This is a genomic window from Pseudomonas fitomaticsae, from assembly GCF_021018765.1.
In the GTDB taxonomy this organism is placed as follows: Bacteria; Pseudomonadota; Gammaproteobacteria; order Pseudomonadales; family Pseudomonadaceae; genus Aquipseudomonas; species Aquipseudomonas fitomaticsae.
The window spans coordinates 4,484,234-4,502,324 of sequence record NZ_CP075567.1 but is presented as its reverse complement, the minus strand read 5'-3'; the positions used below and the strand labels follow the sequence as shown (position 1 = coordinate 4,502,324).

General features: G+C 61.3%; 14 protein-coding genes. 11 read left to right on the top strand and 3 right to left on the bottom strand.

What is annotated here, in order from left to right; all coding sequences use genetic code 11:
* Positions 1-74 precede the first annotated feature (74 nt).
* Genes KJY40_RS20150 through qhpG form a run of 4 tightly spaced genes read left to right on the top strand, consistent with a single transcriptional unit; the run spans position 75 to position 5,656 of the window.
* Positions 75-1,979, top strand: coding sequence for a sigma-54-dependent Fis family transcriptional regulator (locus KJY40_RS20150; protein ID WP_230732275.1), 1,905 nt, complete (start codon positions 75-77; stop codon positions 1,977-1,979).
* Positions 1,979-3,697 carry an ABC transporter ATP-binding protein gene (locus tag KJY40_RS20145; protein ID WP_230732274.1) on the top strand — a complete coding sequence of 573 codons (1,719 nt, stop codon included), beginning with the start codon at positions 1,979-1,981 and terminating at the stop codon, positions 3,695-3,697. The genes KJY40_RS20150 and KJY40_RS20145 overlap by 1 nt, the downstream gene beginning before the upstream one ends.
* Positions 3,687-4,364 (top strand): subtilisin-like serine protease QhpE, encoded by a 678-nt coding sequence (gene qhpE, locus KJY40_RS20140; RefSeq protein ID WP_230732273.1) that lies wholly within the window; start codon positions 3,687-3,689, stop codon positions 4,362-4,364. Before KJY40_RS20145 ends, qhpE begins: the two co-directional genes overlap by 11 nt.
* Positions 4,361-5,656 (top strand): flavin-dependent monooxygenase QhpG, encoded by a 1,296-nt coding sequence (gene qhpG / locus KJY40_RS20135; protein WP_230732271.1) that lies wholly within the window; start codon positions 4,361-4,363, stop codon positions 5,654-5,656. Before qhpE ends, qhpG begins: the two co-directional genes overlap by 4 nt.
* Positions 5,657-5,672: 16 nt before the next feature.
* Here qhpG and KJY40_RS20130 read toward each other — a convergent pair whose 3' ends face one another.
* Positions 5,673-7,163 carry an aldehyde dehydrogenase family protein gene (locus tag KJY40_RS20130; protein ID WP_230732264.1) on the bottom strand — a complete coding sequence of 497 codons (1,491 nt, stop codon included), beginning with the start codon at positions 7,161-7,163 and terminating at the stop codon, positions 5,673-5,675.
* 356 nt (positions 7,164-7,519) lie between these two features.
* Between KJY40_RS20130 and KJY40_RS20125 the strand changes: the two genes are divergently transcribed.
* From KJY40_RS20125 to peaD, 5 genes are all read left to right on the top strand, one after another.
* Positions 7,520-7,720 (top strand): hypothetical protein, encoded by a 201-nt coding sequence (locus KJY40_RS20125; RefSeq protein ID WP_085686895.1) that lies wholly within the window; start codon positions 7,520-7,522, stop codon positions 7,718-7,720.
* A gap of 601 nt (positions 7,721-8,321) precedes the next feature.
* On the top strand, positions 8,322-9,902 hold the full coding sequence (gene peaA / locus KJY40_RS20120; RefSeq protein WP_230732249.1) for a quinohemoprotein amine dehydrogenase subunit alpha: 1,581 nt from the start codon (positions 8,322-8,324) through the stop codon (positions 9,900-9,902).
* Positions 9,903-9,997: 95 nt separating this feature from the next.
* Positions 9,998-11,428, top strand: coding sequence for a quinohemoprotein amine dehydrogenase maturation protein (gene peaB, locus KJY40_RS20115; RefSeq protein WP_230732245.1), 1,431 nt, complete (start codon positions 9,998-10,000; stop codon positions 11,426-11,428).
* 1 nt (position 11,429) lies between these two features.
* Positions 11,430-11,753, top strand: a complete 324-nt coding sequence (qhpC, locus tag KJY40_RS20110; protein ID WP_007953094.1) for a quinohemoprotein amine dehydrogenase subunit gamma — start codon at positions 11,430-11,432, stop codon at positions 11,751-11,753.
* A gap of 23 nt (positions 11,754-11,776) precedes the next feature.
* Positions 11,777-12,895, top strand: a complete 1,119-nt coding sequence (gene peaD / locus KJY40_RS20105) for a quinohemoprotein amine dehydrogenase subunit beta (RefSeq protein ID WP_230732231.1) — start codon at positions 11,777-11,779, stop codon at positions 12,893-12,895.
* Positions 12,896-13,009: 114 nt separating this feature from the next.
* On the opposite strand, the gene KJY40_RS20100 is transcribed toward peaD, so the two are convergent.
* Positions 13,010-13,411, bottom strand: a complete 402-nt coding sequence (locus KJY40_RS20100) for a lysozyme inhibitor LprI family protein (RefSeq protein ID WP_230732219.1) — start codon at positions 13,409-13,411, stop codon at positions 13,010-13,012.
* A gap of 134 nt (positions 13,412-13,545) precedes the next feature.
* Between KJY40_RS20100 and KJY40_RS20095 the strand changes: the two genes are divergently transcribed.
* Together KJY40_RS20095 and KJY40_RS20090 are read left to right on the top strand one after the other, a co-directional pair.
* Complete coding sequence (locus KJY40_RS20095) at positions 13,546-14,034, top strand: SRPBCC family protein (protein WP_007953087.1); 489 nt, start codon at positions 13,546-13,548, stop codon at positions 14,032-14,034.
* The gene (locus tag KJY40_RS20090; protein WP_230732216.1) at positions 14,027-14,842 is read left to right on the top strand and encodes an aminoglycoside phosphotransferase family protein; all 816 of its coding nucleotides are present in this window, start codon (positions 14,027-14,029) and stop codon (positions 14,840-14,842) included. Before KJY40_RS20095 ends, KJY40_RS20090 begins: the two co-directional genes overlap by 8 nt.
* A 287-nt stretch (positions 14,843-15,129) precedes the next feature.
* Here the strand turns inward: KJY40_RS20090 and acnA are convergent, their stop codons facing one another.
* Positions 15,130-17,871, bottom strand: coding sequence for an aconitate hydratase AcnA (gene acnA, locus KJY40_RS20085; RefSeq protein WP_230732213.1), 2,742 nt, complete (start codon positions 17,869-17,871; stop codon positions 15,130-15,132).
* Between the last annotated feature and the right edge of the window lie 220 nt (positions 17,872-18,091).

Genomic DNA, 18,091 nt, shown 5'->3' with positions numbered 1-18,091 from the left:
CTGACGTTAACGTAAACATTGGCGTCAGGGCGCTGATGTAAAAAAGCGCAAAGCGGACCGCTCCGGAGCGCTTGATGACTCTTATAAAAACAACCGATCCCAAGTCTCACCACGAAGCCCGGCTGGCCCGGGAAAAACTCCATCTCGAAGGGCAGGTCCCGGATGGCGTGTTGCGTGCGGAGATCGATGCTTCGTGGCGGCGCAGCCTGAGCCACGGCGTGCATTTCAATGGCAAGCATGAGCTGGCGCTGGAATCGGGCGCGAGTCTCGATGTGCTGCTGGCGAGCAATCGCCTGCTGATCGATGCGGCGATACCGGCTATCGATTATCTGGCCGAACGTCAGGGCAAGGAAGGCCTGATCATCCTCGCCAATTCCGATGCCACCATCCTCGCCGTCGAGGGACGTGCCGACCGGCTCAAGGGCAGCGGTCTGCAGGACATCACCCTCGGCGCCTGCTGGAGCGAAGCCGCCCGTGGCACCAATGCCCTCGGCACGGCGCTGGTCGAAGCGCGCCCCACCCTGATCGATTGCGGCGAACACTACCTTGACCGCCTCACCGATTTTTCCTGCACCTCGGTGCCGATTCATTGCCCCCAGGGCGAGATTCTTGGCGTTCTTGACCTGACCCGCGAAGGCCCCCTCGGCCGCGTTCACGACAGCACCGCGCTGCTGAGCATGGCGGTCAGCCAGATCGAGAGTCGGGTGTTCAACAACAGCTTTCCCGATCAGATCGTCCTCGCCTTCCACAGCCGCCGGCAGTATCTGGAATCGCCATGGCAAGGGCTGCTGGCGGTGAGTCTCGGTGGGCAGATTCTGGCGGTCAGCGCCCAGGCCTGTCAGTTGCTGCGGGCCGAGCGTTCGGCGCTGGTCGGGCGGCGTTGCGAAGAATTCCTCGGGGTCGATGGCGTGCAATTGTTGACCCGTCTGCAACAGGGCGGTGTCGGCAGCGTGCAGACCGCCAAGGGCGAGTTTTTCTACAAGACCCTGCGGGCTCCGGCGCGCTCGGTCAACCTGGGTGGCCCACCCCGCAGCGTGGCGAAAACCGCCAAGGCGCAACCGGATCTGGAAGCATTGGCCGGCAACAACGCCCGCTACGCCCGCGCCCTGCGCATGGCCCGCCAAGGTCTGGCCAATGAACTACCGGTGCTGTTGCTCGGCGAAACCGGCACCGGTAAAGAAGTGATCGCCCGCGCCCTGCACCTGGCCGGCAGCCGCAGCGACAAACCCTTTGTGGCCGTGAATTGCGCGGCAATTCCCGAAGGCCTGATTGAGTCGGAACTGTTCGGCTACCGCGAAGGCGCGTTCACCGGATCGCGCCGTGGCGGCATGATCGGGCGCCTGCAACAGGCCCACGGCGGCACTTTGTTCCTCGATGAAATCGGCGACATGCCGCTGGCCTTGCAAGCGCGGCTGCTGCGCGTTCTGCAAGATCGCAAAGTCGCGCCGCTGGGTGCCGGGGAAGAACAGGATATCGACGTCGCACTGATCTGCGCCACCCACCGCGACCTCAAGCGTCAGGTCGAGGACAAGCAATTTCGCGAGGACTTGTTCTACCGGGTCAACGGCATCAGCGTGATGCTCCCGGCCCTGCGCGAGCGTGATGACTTCAGCGCGCTGGTCACTCGACTGCTGGGCAAACTCGATGCACCGAACGCCGTGCTGCACGACGACCTCAATCGCCTGCTCGGCGCTTATCACTGGCCGGGCAACATCCGCCAACTGGAAATGGTCTTGCGCACCGCTTTGGCCATGCGCGAACCCGGTGAAACGGTGCTGACCCTCGATCACCTGCCCGACAGCATGCTCGACGAACTGTCCGCCACCGAGAAACCCCAGACCGGCAGCATTCGTGAGAACGAACTGGAGATGATCCGCCAGTCCCTCGACACCCACCAGGGCAATGTCTCGGCCGCGGCCGACGCCCTCGGCATCAGCCGCGCGACCCTGTATCGCAAACTCAAACAGTTGCGCTCGTGATGCAGCGCCTGTTCGTGCGGCTGATCGACAGCCAGAACCCCGCCGCGCTGCAAGCGGCGTTGCGTTGGCTGTACGGGTTTGTGCGGCCGCAGCGTTTGGCGATTGCCGGTCTGCTCGGTCTATCGGTATGCGCTTCGCTGCTGGTGCTGGTGCAGCCGTGGCTGGTCAAACTGTTGATCGACGATGGCTTGCTGGCGCGCAACTTTCCGATGCTGGTAATGATCGCGGTGCTGATGATTATCGCAGGGTTGCTCGGCACCGCGTTGTCGGGGATCAACCGCTATCTGCATACGCGCCTGTCCGGGCGGATTCTGTTTGCCCTGCGCGATGACCTTTACCGGCATTTGCAGAAGCTGTCGCCGAGCTTCTACGGGCAGCGACGGATCGGTGATCTGATGTCGCGGCTCGACGGCGATGTGGCGGAGATTCAGCGCTTCGCCGTGGACTCGTTGTTCTCGGCGGTGTCGAGCGTGATCGGCCTGGTGGTCGCGATAGCAATGTTGTTTACGCTGTCGTGGAAACTGTCGTTGCTGGCGCTGGTGCTGATCCCGCTCGACGTGCTGTGGCTGCGCTGGATGCGGCGCAAGGTCGAGCGCGATGTGCGGCAGTTGCGCGAGCGTTCGGCGGACATGTCGTCGTTCATGGTCGAGACTTTGCCGGTGATGAAATTCATTCAGTCCGCCGGCCAGCAGCAGCGTGAAGCACGGCGTCTGGAAAGCCTCGGGCAAGGCTACATGAACCAGTTGCTGCGCCTGCAAGTCACTGAGTTTTTCACTCAGGCTGTGCCCGGCACATTGACGTCGCTGTCCCGCGCCTGTGCGTTTTTGATCGGCGGTTATTGGGTGGTGCAGGGCACCTGGCAACTCGGCGCGCTGATCGCGTTTTCCACCTACCTGGGGATGGCGGTCGGGCCGGTGCAGAGCCTGTTGGGTCTGTACGTGGCGATCCAGCGCATGACCGTCAGCCTCGGCCGGGTCATGGAGTTGCGTGGCGAAGAACCCACGGTGTTTTCACCGGCCATGCCGAAACCGTTTCCGACTTCGGGTGAGCTGCGTTTCGACGCGGTGCACTTCAGTCATCCAGGTCGTCCGAGTACGTTGAGCGGCATCGAGGCGACGATTCCCTACGGTTTGAAAGTCGCCTTGAGTGGCAGCTCCGGCGTCGGCAAATCGACACTGATCGATCTGCTGCAACGGCATCACGATCCACAGTCCGGGCGGGTGCTGCTCGGCGAAGTGGACCTGCGTGAACTGGAGTTGTTCGAACTGCGCCGACGCATCGCCGTGGTCAGCCAGGACATCGTGCTGTTTCGCGGCAGTCTCGCCGACAACCTGGCTTACGCGGTGCCGGACGCCAGCCGCGAGGCCATCGCCGAGGTCGCACGGCTGGCGCAACTCGACAGCCTGATCGCGTCGTTACCCGAGGGCCTCGACAGCCCATTGGGCGAGCGCGGTCAGCAGTTGTCCGGTGGGCAGAAACAGCGGATCGCGATTGCCCGGGCGCTGTTGCAGGATCCTCTGATTCTGGTGCTCGACGAGGCCACGTCGGCAGTCGACGAAACCACTGAGCGCGAGGTGATTGAAGCCATTGACCGGTTGTTTGCCGGGCGCACGCGGATTCTGATCAGCCATCGTCCGTCGACCCTGGCCGATGCCGATCTGCGTTTCGAATTGCTCGACGGTGTGCTCATTTCGAAAACGGTGTTGCATGAAGCCTGAGTTGCGGATCGGTGTGGTCGACAGCGGGCACTCGGCAGCGCAACGGGTGCAGGTGATTGCCGGGCGGCGATTCTCGTTGCTGGAGGATGGCCTGGCCGAATCGGAGTTGCGTGATGATCCCCTTGGCCATGGCAGCGCGGTGATCGAGGCGATCAGTCGTCGGGCACCGGCCGCACAGATTTGCGTGGCTCAGGTATTCGATCAGCGCGGCGTTACCAGTGCCTTGCAGATCGCCTCGGCGATCGACTGGCTGGTGGCACAGGACGTGCGGTTGATCAATCTGAGCCTCGGCCTGCGCCAGGATCGCAACCTGTTGCGCGAAGCCTGCGCGGCGGCGGTGGCCCGTGGAGTGTTGCTGTGCGCATCAAGCCCGGCGCAGGGCGCAGCGGTGTTTCCGGCGAGTTATCCGCAGGTGCTGCGGGTGACCGGCGATGCGCGTTGCACCGATGAACAGTGGTCTTGGCTCGACAGTGCGCAGGCGGATTTTGCTGCGTGTGTTCGCGGCACCTATCCGGGGCAGTCCGGGGCCAGTCTGGGGTGTGCCGCGTTGAGCGGGCATGTTGCCGGTTATCTGCTTGAACATCCGCAGGCGAGCAATGCGGAAGTTATCGACTGGCTGAAACAGCACGCTCGTTATCGTGGCCCTGAACGGCGTTTCGGCCCATGACCGCGATCCTGATTCTCGGTGCCGGTCCGGCCGGCGCGGCGGTGGCGTTGGGGTTGCGACGATTGGGTTACGCCGTGACGCTGGTCAGCGAATGGCGGCGGTTTGCGGCGCTCGAAGGCGTGTCGCAACGGGTGCTGGAGGCGCTGCGCGGTGCCGGGTTGAATCATGCTTTGGCGAATGCCACGTTGCCGTCCCAAAGGCAGGTTTCGTGGAACGGTCAGCAGCATGCGCAGAACATCGAGTTTCTGCTGGATCGTCCGACCTTTGATCGTGGTTTGCGGGAAGATCTGCGGTTCGCCGGGGTCGAGGTGATTGAAGGGCGAGTCCTGAATGTTCAGTCCTCGGCTGAGGGGCATCGGGTCGAACTCGATGGTGGTCAGACGCTAACGGCGGATTTTCTGGTGGAAGCCCGTGGGCGCCAGGCGCCGGCGTCCGGCAAAGGTCTGCGCGGGCCGGAGACGGTCAGTCTGCTCAACCGCTGGCAAGGCGCGCCGGGCGTGACTGCCAGCGCCGTAGAAAGCCTTGAAGACGGTTGGGCGTGGATGGCCCGGCGGGACGACGGGCAGTGTTATTGGCAATGGACGGTGGATGTGGCGAGCGCCGGGTTGCCGGGCAAGGCGCAGTTGCTCGATTACTGTCGCGCGCGGCGTCAGGCCTCGGGTTTTGCTCGAGCCTTTTTTGCCGGCGGGCAGGAGTTGGATCTGCAGATGCACGCTCGCAGCAGCACCGCGATTCTTGCGCCACAGGTCTGCGGTGGTAACTGGATTCGCGTCGGCGATGCCGCGATGGCAGTAGACCCGCTGTCGGGCAACGGGATTTTTCAGTCGTTGTCTTCGGCGTTGCAGGCGCCGGTGGTGATCAACACTCTGTTGCACAAACCCGAACGAGCGGCGCTGGCCCAGCGTTTTCACCGTCAACGAGTGGAGCAACTTTTTCTGCGTTTTGCGCGCATCGGCCGGGACTTTTATGCAGAAGAACAGCGCTGGTTCGATCAGCCGTTCTGGCAGGCGCGGCGGCAGTGGCCGGACGCTGAAGTAGCCCATGCGGCGGCGGATTTTTCCGCGTTGCGGATCGAGCGGATGCCAATACTGCGGGACGGGTTTGTCGATGAAGCCGAGGTGGTGATCACGGCGGATCAGCCGCTGGGGATCTGGCATGTGCAAGGCGTGGAACTGGCGCCGCTGGTGCGGCGCTTGCGCGATGAGCCGGCGGATCGGGTGTTGGCGGGATTGACGCTTGAGCAGGGGCGAGCCGTTCGCGGGTGGCTGCTGGCTCAGGGTTTCAAACCCTGAGCCGTGAGCGCAGTGCTTACAACTTGATCAACACTGACTTCAGCTCGGTGTAATGCTCGATCGCCGCATACCCCATCTCGCGCCCGACCCCGGACATTTTATAGCCGCCAAACGGCAGCGCCGGGTCCAGCGCACTGTGACAGTTGACCCACACCGATCCCGACTTGATCCGCGGGATCATCCGGTGCACCGCCGCCAGATCGTTCGACCAGATGCTCGCGCCCAGACCATAAGGGCTGTCATTGGCCATGCGCAGCGCATCGGCCTCGTCATCGAACGGAATCGCCACCAGCACCGGGCCGAAGATCTCTTCCTGCACCAGCGAATGCCGCTGATCGACATCGACAATCACCGTCGGCTTGACGAAGAACCCCGGCCCGAACTGCTCGCCACCGCAGGCGATGGTCGCGCCGCTTTCGCGGCCCATTTCGATGTAGTTGTAGACCCGTTCCTGCTGGCGCGCGGAAATCAGCGGGCCCATATCGATGCTCGGATCGAGGCCGTTGCCGAGTTTCATCGCATTGGCGATGTCGCTGATATCGGCCACCACATTGTCGAAATGTTTGCGTTGCACATACAGACGCGAACCGGCGCAGCAGACCTGGCCCTGGTTGAAGAAAATCGCACTGGCCGCACCCGCCGCCGCATTTTTCAGATCGGCGTCGGCCATGACGATGGTCGGTGATTTACCACCCAGTTCCAGGGTGACCCGGGTCATGGAGTCCATGGCGATCTTGCCGATCTGCTTGCCGACGGCAGTGGAGCCGGTGAAGGTCAGCTTGTCGACCAGCGGGTTGTGGGTCAGGGCGGAGCCTGCGGTGATGCCGGTGCCGGTGACGACGTTGAACACACCTTCCGGGTAACCCGCCTCCAGCACCAGCTCCGCCAGTTTCAGCGCGGTCAGCGGGGTTTCGTCAGCGGGTTTGAGCACCACGGTGCAACCGGTGGCCAGCGCCGGGCCGAGTTTCCAGCAGGCCAGCAGCAACGGGAAGTTCCAGGCGACAATGGCCCCAACCACACCCACTGCTTCGCGGCGGATAAAACTGTGAAACTGATCGCCGGGCATCAGCGGCAATGAGACGTCAACGCTGGAGCCTTCGATCTTGGTCGCCCAGCCAGCCATATAACGCAGGAAGTCGATGGCCAGTTGCACGTCCATCACCTGCGCCACCGCCGCGCTCTTGCCGTTGTTCAGGCATTCCAGTTGCGCCAGCAGCTCGGCGTCGCGCTGCAGCAGGTCGGCGAGTTTCCACAACAGGTTCTGTCGTTCGCGCGGGCGGGTGCGGCTCCAGGCCGAATCATCGAAGGCTTGCCGGGCGGCGAGCACCGCGCGATCGACATCTTCCGGCGTGGCGCGGGGAACCACACACAGCACTTCACCGGTGGCCGGGTTGTGCAGCGGCATGGTCTGGCCGTCGGCGGCTTCGACCCAGTCGCCGCCGATCAACATGCGTGGCGGGCGTTGGATGAAGGCCGAAGTGGCAGGGAGCAGATAGGGCAGGGGCATGGCGAAACCTCTTGTTGTTCGATGGGATCGAGAGGGGCTTTCGCAATGGTTGTGCCAAATGCTTGAAGGCGGCGTATAGCACCGTTTCACGGGCTGAGAGTGGAAGAGTTTGAGTGGTAATGAGGGTGAATTTGTCTCAAAACGCGACACCCATTGAGAAGCAAGATACGCGTCCTACAACGCCATTGCCGCTGGGACGGGGCCTGGGCGAAATCGGGCCGTTTCAGGTGTAGGAAAAGCCGCGCGTCTGACAGTTTTTACCGACTGGTGGAGGCATGAGGTACGAGCTAAGTTGCTTTGTGTATAGGGTTTTCCTGCCATGGATTTGGCGGGTCAGTTTCTTCACAGGGATGTCGATGAACAACTTAACCATTCGATGGCTAACCAATTTCATGATAGGCGTGGGGACGGGATTTCTGGTGACGGGGTTTGCGGCGCTGTTGATCGGCGATCTGACCGATGTTGATACGATTCGGGCAGGTGCCTTGATGGCTACAAGCAGTATTTTCCTGATCGCCACCTCTTTCGCAGTTGCCATGCTCGAGGATAAATCATGACGGCTTTAATTCTGTGTCTTTGGTCATTGTGCTTTAGTTTGCTGATCATTTATGCGTTTTACCGGGAGCGTCGAATTCAGGCTGCCCGGCGTGATTCCGGGGCATTGGCAGCCAAGGCCGACACGCAAGGTGAATGCCCGATGGTTTGCGAGTTTTGTGGGCGTTACAAGGTTCACCCGGACCACTCCGTTCGTTAGGCGCGGGGAAACGAGCCAGTACATGAGCCCCGTCATTGACGGGGCCCGGTTTCGGGTGGGTTCGGCAGGTGTCGCTCTCCTGGAGGTTTTCCATGGGGGATGCTGTCAGCGCCGGGTCATCTGTCGCGCGACGCAATGTCGCCGACGCCGCAACAACTATGCTTGTCTCAGACTGCAACAGCTGTCGCGAAATTGGACGCCGGCAAGCACCGCCGGCACCGTTCGTTCGCCTTGATCTTCACGTAACTGCTTGATTGAACAGCTTATCGGCAAGCTGGCACGCTCCGTGTATTGCTCACAGCAGACGTTTCGCTTGCCTCCGTTCGTGCAGCGCCACGAACGGCAGAAACCATAAAAACGATAAGCCACAACAATAAGAAAGCACCGTGCGAGGTTCGACGTTGATGAAGAGAAAACTCCGATCAGGCATGAGCGCCAGCCTGCTGGCCGTGGCCGCTTGCGTGGCCCTGCATTCGCCGTACAGCCTGGCAGCCCGCGATGCCCAGACCATCCTCAAGGAAACCTGCCAGGGCTGTCACACCCCTGAAGCCGGCGACCAGTTGAGCCGCATCAGCCACCAGCGCAAGACCCCTGAAGGCTGGCTGATGAGCATCGCCCGGATGCAGACCATGCACGGTTTGCAGATCAGCGATGACGACCGTCGCACGCTGGTCAAATACCTCGCCGACACCCAGGGCCTGGCGCCCAGCGAAACCGATGGCGTGCGTTACGCGCTGGAACGGCGGTTGAACACCGTCGAGCAGTTCGACGAGAAAACCGCGCAGATGTGCGGCCGCTGCCACTCCGGTGCGCGGATCGCCCTGCAACGGCGTCCGGCTCAGGAATGGGAACGTCTGGTGAATTTCCACCTCGGTCAATGGCCGTCGCTGGAATATCAGGCCATGTCCCGTGATCGTGACTGGTTCGATATCGCCCGCAAGGAAATGGTCCCGCTGCTGGCCAAGCGTTATCCGCTGGATAACCCGGCATGGCAGGCCTGGATCAAAACCGCACCGAAAGCCGAAGCCTTGGTCGGCGACTGGAGCTTCAGCGGTCACCTGCCGGGCAAGGGTGAACTGGCCGGCACCATGAGCGTCACCGCCGATGGCAGTGACACCTTCAAGGTCGCCGTCAAAGGTCAGTACGCCGACGGCAGCCCGTTCAACGGCGATGGCAGCGCGATCCTCTACAGCGGTTACGAATGGCGCGGCAACGTGACAGTCGATGGCGTGACCATGCGTCAGGTGTTCGCCGCACAAGGCAACGCCATGCAAGGCCGGATGTTCGAGGCCGAGCACGATGAGCGCGGCCTGGACTTCGTCGCGGCCAAACAGGGTTCGCAGCGCTTGCTGGCGGTGCAGCCGGGTTATGTGAAGGCCGGCAGCGAAACCGAAGTGACCCTGATCGGCAGCGGTCTGAGCGGCAAACCGAACTTCGGCAACGGCGTGGACGTGGTCGAAGTGGTCGAGCAGAACGCCGAGCGAATCAAAGTCAAAGTCAAAACGGCAGCCAATGCCCAGCCGGGCCTGCGCGCGGTCAGCGTCGGCAGCCTGAAAGGCCCGAGCCTGTCGGTGTACAGCAAGATTGCCTCGGTCAAAGTGGTGCCGGAATTCTCGGTGGCACGGATCGGCGAGGGCGGCGGTTCGACGCCGAAAGTCCAGGGCCGTTTCGACGCCGAAGCCTGGGGCAAGGGTGCCGACGGCAAGCCGTATCGCATCGGCGTGTTCCCGGCGCAATGGAAAGTCGAAGCCTTCGACGAGCGCGCCAAAGAGGACGAAGACGTCAAGTTCGCCGGCACCATGCAGGCTGACGCAGGCGTGTTCACCCCGGGCGATGCCGGGCCGAATCCGGCGCGCAAGATGTCCACCAACAACGCCGGCAACCTCAAGGTGATCGCTGCCGTAGACGACGCGGGGAAATCCCTGACCGGCGAAGGCCACCTGATCGTCACCGTGCAACGCTGGAACAATCCACCCATTCCCTGATGTTGAAACGTGAGTTGAGCTGAGCGACAGCGATTCAGACACTTTTCGGAATGACCGCAAGTCCCGCCAGGCGGGGCTTGCACAGGAGGTTTGCAATGGGCGCTATCTTGAATCTGGTCGAACGTAATCTGCACGAAGTGCATGTCGACGCCGACCGCATGCTGTTCCACATCCCCAGCAGTTCGCTGTTTGCCAGCGATGAACTGACCGGCACCATCATCGACGCGTTGCGCGGCCCCGGCTGCTCCTCGGAAGACCTGATCCAGCGCCTCGGCGCGCGGTTCAACGGCGAGGAAATCAACGAGACGCTACGCGAGCTGATCTCGCTGGAACTGGTCAGCGACGGTTCGCCGCTGACGCCGGACATCGCGGTCAAACGCGTCGAGCGCACTGCGATCAATACCGTGGTGCTCAACGTCAACACCGGCTGCAACCTGAGCTGCACCTACTGCTACAAGGAAGACCTCGACAAGCCGTCCGCCGGCAAGAAGATGGACGTCGAAACCGCCATCGCCTCAGTGGAAATGCTGCTGCGTGAGTCCCCCGGCGAAGAACGTTTTACCGTGGTGTTTTTCGGCGGCGAGCCGCTGAGCAACCGCAAGCTGATCGAGTACATGGTCGATTACTGCGAGAAGCGGTTTGCCGAGGCCGGCAAGTTCGTCGAGTTCGTGATGACCACCAATGCCACGCTGCTCACCGAAGAAACCGTGGACTACCTGAATGCTCACCGCTTCGGCTTGTCAGTGAGCATCGACGGACCGAAAACCGTGCACGACCGCAACCGCATCACAGTGGGCGGGCAGGGCACCTATGACGTGGTGCGGCGCAAGGCCGAAATGCTGCTGTCGCGCTACAACAGCCGTCCGGTCGGCGCACGGGTGACACTGACCACCGGCGTCACCGACGTTGAAACCATCTGGGATCACCTGTTCAACGAGTTGGGGTTTGCCGAAGTCGGATTCGCCCCGGTGACCTCCGGCGACATCAGCAGCTTCAACCTGACCAACGCCGAGTTGATCGAAGTTTTTGCCAGCATGAAACGCCTCGGTCGGCGTTATCTGGAGGCTGCGCTGGAACACCGCAACATCGGGTTCTCCAACCTGCATCAGTTGATCACCGACATCCACGAAGGCCACAAAAAGGCCCTGCCGTGCGGCGCCGGGCTGAAGATGCTGGCGGTCGATCACAAGGGCGAACTGAACCTGTGCCATCGCTTTACCGGCTCGTCGCTGCCGACCTTTGGCAACGTCCACAGCGGCGTTAAACAGGTCGAGTTGAACGACTTCCTGTCCCAGCGCCTGGATCGCACCAACACCGGTTGCCATGACTGTCAGATCCGCAACCTGTGTTCCGGCGGTTGCTACCACGAGAGCTATGCCCGCTACGGCGACCCGGCTCATCCGACCTATCACTACTGCGAACTGATGCGTGACTGGGTCGACTTCGGCATCGAGGTCTACACCCGGATCATGGCCAACAACCCTGCGTTCATCAGCAGCTACATCACTCCGCGCAAGGCTCACTGATATGAAACATCTCAAGGCAATCAATAACAAAGCGTTGAAGCTGGATCAGGCCGCGATTGATAACCGCATCGAAGAGGTGGTGGCGATGAGCTCCGTCGCGGGCTGCGCCTCGACCACCGACCCAGGCTGGGAAATCGATGCCTTCGGCGGGGTGTCGTCGTTGTGCCAGCCAATGGAAGCTGACCTCTACGGCTGCTCCGATCCTTGCTGGTGGCCGGCCCAGGTGCCGGACATGATGAGCACCTACCCGGACTGGAACAAGGATGCCCAGGCGTCCAACGACAACTGGCGCAACCTCGGCACTGTCTTCCCGAAAGACAAGTGATCCATAAGAAGAAGGATTCCAGCATGCACAACATCAAAGCCTGCGGCCTTGCCGCACTCGCGGTTCTGAGCGCCTGTACGCTCCCGGTTCTGGCCGATGAAAACACCGCGCTGCAAGACGGTCACGAGTACATGTTGACCACCAATTATCCGAATAACCTGCACGTCATCGACCTGGCGACCGACAGTTTGTACAAGACCTGCAAGATGCCCGATGCCTTTGGCCCCGGCACTGTGCAGCTTTCGCCGGATCGCAAGACCGCGTACGTGCTGAACAACCATTACGCCGACGTTTACGGTGTCGAGCTGGACAGCTGCAAGCAGGTATTCCACGCCAGCATCACCCAGCAGCCGGGCGAGAAGGCACGGTCGATGTTCGCCTTCACCGTCAGCCATGACGGCAAAGAGCTCTACACCATCGCCAACCCGACGCTGATGCTCAACGACCGCTACGAGGTCAAGCAGCCGCGTCTGGACGTCTACGCCACCGACGCCGGGATGGACGCCAAGCCGGTACGCAGCTTCCCGGCGCCACGGCAGTTGACGATCATGCAGAGCGGCGATGACGGCACGCTGTATGTGGCTGGCGCTGATGTGTACAAGGTCGATGTGAAGAGCGGCAAGTTTGACGTGCTGATCTCCAGCCGCCACTGGAAACGCCCGAATTACAGCGCGCCGGACGTGCTTTACGTATGGAATCAGCAGACTTACCGCCACGATTTCTCGCTGCTGTACACCGCGGCGAAGTTCAAGGACAAGAAGCAGGATCCGGCCACCGCTGAATATCTTTACGGCTTGTTCAGCGTCGATCTGAAAACCGGCAAGACCGAGACCACTGATTTCGGGCCGTTGACCGAGATCTACTTCAGCGGCATGCGCTCGCCGAAGGATCCGAACCTGATGTTCGGTGTGCTCAATCGTTTGGCCAAGTACGACATCAAGCAGAAAAAGCTGATTCAGGCGGCGACACTGGATCATTCCTACTACTGCATTTCGTTCAACAAGGACGGGAGCAAGATCTATCTGGCCGGGACGTTCAACGACGTGGCGATCTTCGATGCCGAGACCATGAAACAGACCGGTAGCATCAAGTTGCCGGGTGGGGATATGGCGATTACTACGGCGCAGATCTTCGTCCGTTGATTGGCGGCGTCAGGGATGACGCCTTCGCGAGCAAGCCCGCTCCCACATTTGAAATGCGGTTCAAATGTGGGAGCGGGCTTGCTCGCGAAGAGGCTCTCTAAACCGCGACGAAAATCAGGCTCCAGGTACCGGGCAGCTCATGTCACCTTCCTCACACTTCAAATATTGCTTGAGCGCCTCGGTTCGATCTTTGGTCACGCGCGTGACGCATGAGCTGTAGATCATCGGGTAAATACTCCCGCCCTTTACCCCGGATGCCGAAAATTCGCATTCGGCATCGCGAAACCCAATCCACGCCCGCTGAGCACTGACCAGCAGTTTTTTGCTGGGCTCGCCTTTCAGCCGCGCGGTAATTTGCTGATACACCGTGTTCAGCTCTTTATCCGCCGCTTTGTTCTCTTGCCCGGCGCACTGATTCATCGTCGCCTGATCGCTCGCATTGGCGCAGTCCACGGCCGCGTGAGCAACGGAAGTGAAAAGAAAGGGTGTCAGGGCCAGAAGCAGGCGTGGGGACATGAGGTTTCTCGCTGTTTGCGCTGAAGAGATGTGCAGTGTAGACAGGCGAAGGATGACTTCGATCAGTCGTTTGATACAACTTCGCATTGGACATGTGGTCATACAAGCCTACTGTTCAAAACAGGAGGTGACGTATGAAACCAGTACCCAACAGCTTTGAACGTAAAATCATGCTCAGGTCGCCGCGCTCCCATGTCTGGCGCGCCCTGGTCGATGCCGAGGCGTTCGGCCAGTGGTTCGGCGTTGCGCTGGAGGGCCGGCGGTTTATCGCGGGCGAATGGACGCAGGGGCAGGTGACGTACCCCGGTTATGAACATGTGCTCTGGAACGTGCTGGTGGAGCGGGTCGAGCCCCAGCAGCTGTTCTCCTTTCGCTGGCACCCGTACGCGGTGAACCCGAAAATCGACTACTCCCAGGAACCGACCACCCTGGTCAAATTCGAACTGCAGGACTACGAGAACGGCACGCTGCTGAAGGTTTCCGAGTCAGGTTTCGCGCACATTCCCGACGTGCGTCAGAAAGAGGCTTACTACATGGACAGTCGGGGCTGGGAGGAACAGTTGAGTCGGCTTGAGCACTTCCTCACGGAGAGCGACCGGGCCCGCGAGCGTGAAGGTGGCTGATCTCGACCTGTTCACGCCGTGGCTGGAACGCTGGGCGCTGGCGCCGGACGGCGAGCCGATCATCACCCCGGGCAGCCGCCTGTTGCCGGTGCGTCAGGGCGATGTGCCGGCAATGCTGAAAGTCGCGGTGGACGACGAGGAAAAGTACGGCAACCTGCTGATGACCTGGTGGGATGGCGATGGCGCCGCCCGGGTGATCGCTCATCACGAGGAAGGCCTGTTGCTGGAGCGGGCGATGGGCCCGCGTTCGTTGATGCACATGGCGCTCAACGGTGAGGACGACGAAGCCACACGGATCATGTGCCGTGCCTTGGCGCGGCTGCACGCACCGCGACCGACGCCGCCACCGCCGTTGGTGGAACTGGCGCCTTGGTTCGCATCATTAAGAATGGCCGCGACCCGATACGGCGGCCAATACGCCGAATGCCTGCAAACCGCCCAGACCTTGCTCGCCGAACCGCAGGACGTAGTGGTGCTGCACGGCGACATGCATCACGACAACGTCCTCGATTTCGGCCCACGAGGCTGGCTGGCCATTGATCCCAAGCGGGTGCGGGGCGAGCGCGGTTACGACTATGCCAACCTGATCTGCAACCCGGAATTGCCGACGGCCACCGACCCTGAGCGCTTTCGGCGACAAATCGACGTGATCTGCGAAGCGGCGGGAATCGAACGAAAACGCCTGTTGCAATGGGTGCTGGCATTCGCCGGACTGTCTGCCGCATGGTTTGTGGAGGATGACGAGCAAACCGCGGCACAAGGGCAGCTCAAAGTCGCGCAGCTGGCGGCTTCTGCGCTCGATGCCTGACACGTCTAAGGGTTTTCGGAAGGCCCGCTATGGCGAATGTCTTACACGCAATGGTAGCTATTTCGACTATTGCAGATTGGATCCAGCGCGTAATCTAGCCTCATCAACTGAAGCACAGGGAGTGTTTCAGGATCACGGATGATCGACCATTAGCAAGGATCGCTGCCGACAGGGAGTCGATTATGGTCTTGGGAAAAACCCGCTTCGGCGGGTTTTTTTTCGCCTATAGAAAAGTAAGCCCAAACAGAAACACCGCCGATCTGGCGGTGTTTCTGCATCTGCAGGTTTTACGAGGCGATCAACTGGCGCAACACGTAATGCAGGATCCCGCCGGACTTGAAGTACTCCACCTCATTCAGGGTGTCGATGCGGCACAGCACTTCGATTTTCTCCTGGCGCCCGTTTTCACGGGTGATGACCAGGGTCAGGTTCATCCGTGGCGTCAGCTCGACACCACTCAGCCCCTGAATATCCAGGGTTTCCTTGCCGGTGAGGTTCAGGCTTTTGCGGTTCTGATCGAGCTTGAACTGCAACGGCAGTACGCCCATGCCCACCAGGTTGGAACGGTGGATGCGCTCGAAGCTTTCGGCAATCACCGCTTTCACGCCTAGCAGGTTGGTGCCCTTGGCCGCCCAGTCGCGGCTGGAACCGGTGCCGTATTCTTGCCCGGCAATCACCACCAGCGGCGTTCCCGAGGCTTGATAGCGCATGGCTGCGTCGTAGATCGCCAGTTTCTCGCCGGTCGGAATGTAGATCGTATTGCCACCTTCCTCGCCGCCGAGCATTTCGTTGCGGATACGGATGTTGGCGAAGGTGCCGCGCATCATCACTTCGTGGTTGCCCCGGCGCGAACCGTAGGAGTTGAAGTCCCTTGGCTCGACGCCTTGCTCGCGCAGGTAACGTCCGGCCGGGCTGTCGGCCTTGATGTTGCCGGCGGGGGAGATGTGGTCGGTGGTCACCGAATCGCCCAAGAGCGCCAGCACTCGCGCGCCTTTCACATCGGCGATCACCGGCAAAGGCCCGGCAATGTCATCGAAGAACGGCGGGTGCTGGATGTAGGTCGAATCCGCCTGCCAGACGTACGTCGCGGCTTGCGGCACTTCGATGGCTTGCCACTGTTCGTCGCCAGCAAATACTTCGGCGTACTCCTTGTGGAACATCGCGGTGTTGACCTGATTCACCGCGTCGGCGATTTCCTTGCTGCTCGGCCAGATGTCACGCAGGTACACCGGGTTGCCCTGCTGATCGTTGCCCAGCGGCTCGCTGCTGATGTCGGTGCGCACACTGCCAGCCAGGGCATAAGCGACGACCAGCGGTGGCGAGGCCAGCCAGTTGGTTTTCACCAGCGGATGCACCCGACCTTCAAAGTTGCGGTTGCCGGACAGCACCGAAGCTACGGTCAGATCGGCTTTCTGGATGGCTTTTTCGATCGGTTCCGGCAGCGGCCCGGAGTTGCCAATGCAAGTGGTGCAGCCATAGCCGACCAGCGAAAAACCGAGCTGATCGAGATATCGCGTCAGCCCGGCGGCTTTGTAGTAATCGGTGACCACTTTAGAACCCGGAGCCAGCGAGCTTTTCACCCACGGCTTGCGGGTCAGACCTTTCTCCACGGCTTTTTTCGCCAGCAGGCCGGCAGCCATCATCACGCTCGGGTTGGAGGTGTTGGTGCAGGAGGTGATTGCGGCAATCACCACCGCGCCGTTTTTCAGGCGATAGGTTTGCCCGTCGTACTCATAATCGGTTTCTCCGACCAGATCGGCGTTGCCCACCGCGACACCGCCACCGCCTTCGCTTTCCAGACGCCCTTCGTCCTTGCTGACGGGTTTGAACTGCAAGTCGAGGAAGTCGCTGAACGCCTGGCCGACATTCGGCAGCGAGACCCGGTCCTGCGGGCGTTTCGGCCCGGCGAGGCTGGCTTCGACGCTGCCCATGTCCAGCGCCAGGCTGTCGGTGAACACCGGTTCCTGACCGGGCAGGCGCCACAGGCCCTGAGCCTTGGTGTACGCCTCGACCAATTTCACCACTTCAGGCGGACGGCCGGACAGGCGCAAGTAGTCGAGGGTCACGTCATCCACCGGGAAGCAGCCGCAGGTCGCGCCATATTCCGGGGCCATGTTGGCGATGGTCGCGCGGTCGGCCAGCGGAAGGTCGGCGAGACCGTCGCCATAGAACTCGACGAATTTGCCGACCACGCCTTTCTTGCGCAGCATCTGGGTCACGGTCAGCACCAGGTCGGTGGCGGTGATGCCTTCCTTGAGCTTGCCGGTGAGTTTGAAACCGATCACTTCCGGAATCAGCATCGACACCGGTTGCCCGAGCATCGCCGCTTCCGCCTCGATCCCGCCGACGCCCCAGCCAAGTACGCCGAGGCCGTTGATCATGGTGGTGTGGGAGTCAGTGCCGACCAGCGTGTCGGGGAAGGCATAGGTGCGGCCGTCTTCATCCTTGGTCCACACGGTGCGCCCGAGGTATTCGAGGTTGACCTGGTGGCAGATCCCGGTACCCGGCGGCACCACGCTGAAGTTGTCGAAGGCGCTCTGGCCCCAGCGCAGGAAGGCGTAGCGTTCGCCGTTGCGCTGCATTTCGATGTCGACGTTCTGTTCGAAGGCGCTGGCGCTGGCGAACTTGTCGACCATCACCGAGTGGTCGATCACCAGATCTACCGGTGACAGCGGGTTGATTCGTTGCGGATCACCGCCGGCCTTGGCCATGGCGGCGCGCATCGCGGCCAGATCGACCACGGCCGGTACGCCGGTAAAGTCCTGCATCAGCACGCGGGTAGGGCGGTACTGGATTTCCCGGTCGGAGCGGCGCTCCTTGAGCCACGCGGCAATGGCCTTGAGGTCGGCGCCGGTGACGGTTTTTTCATCTTCCCAGCGCAGCAGGTTTTCCAGCAGGACTTTCAGCGACATCGGCAGCTTGTCGAGATCGCCCAAGGTCTTGGCGGCATCCGGCAAGCTGAAATAGTGGTAAGTCTTGTCGTCGACTTTCAGGGTTTTAAGAGATTTCAGACTATCGAGGGACGGCATTACGATCACTCCTTTGAGTCCGCACGGCTACGGACTGAGGGGACGGGCAGAGCTATCAACGTAGCTCTGTTTTCAGTAGCTGGCTAATAACTGGACTCTATGGACAGAACCAAGGTTCCGACATGGGCTATCATGCGCCGGTTTTCGTGACAGGCTTTGCTTCAACGCAGGGTCTGGGCATCGCGCAGGGGATGAATGATCGCCCTCTGCCCAGGAGTAA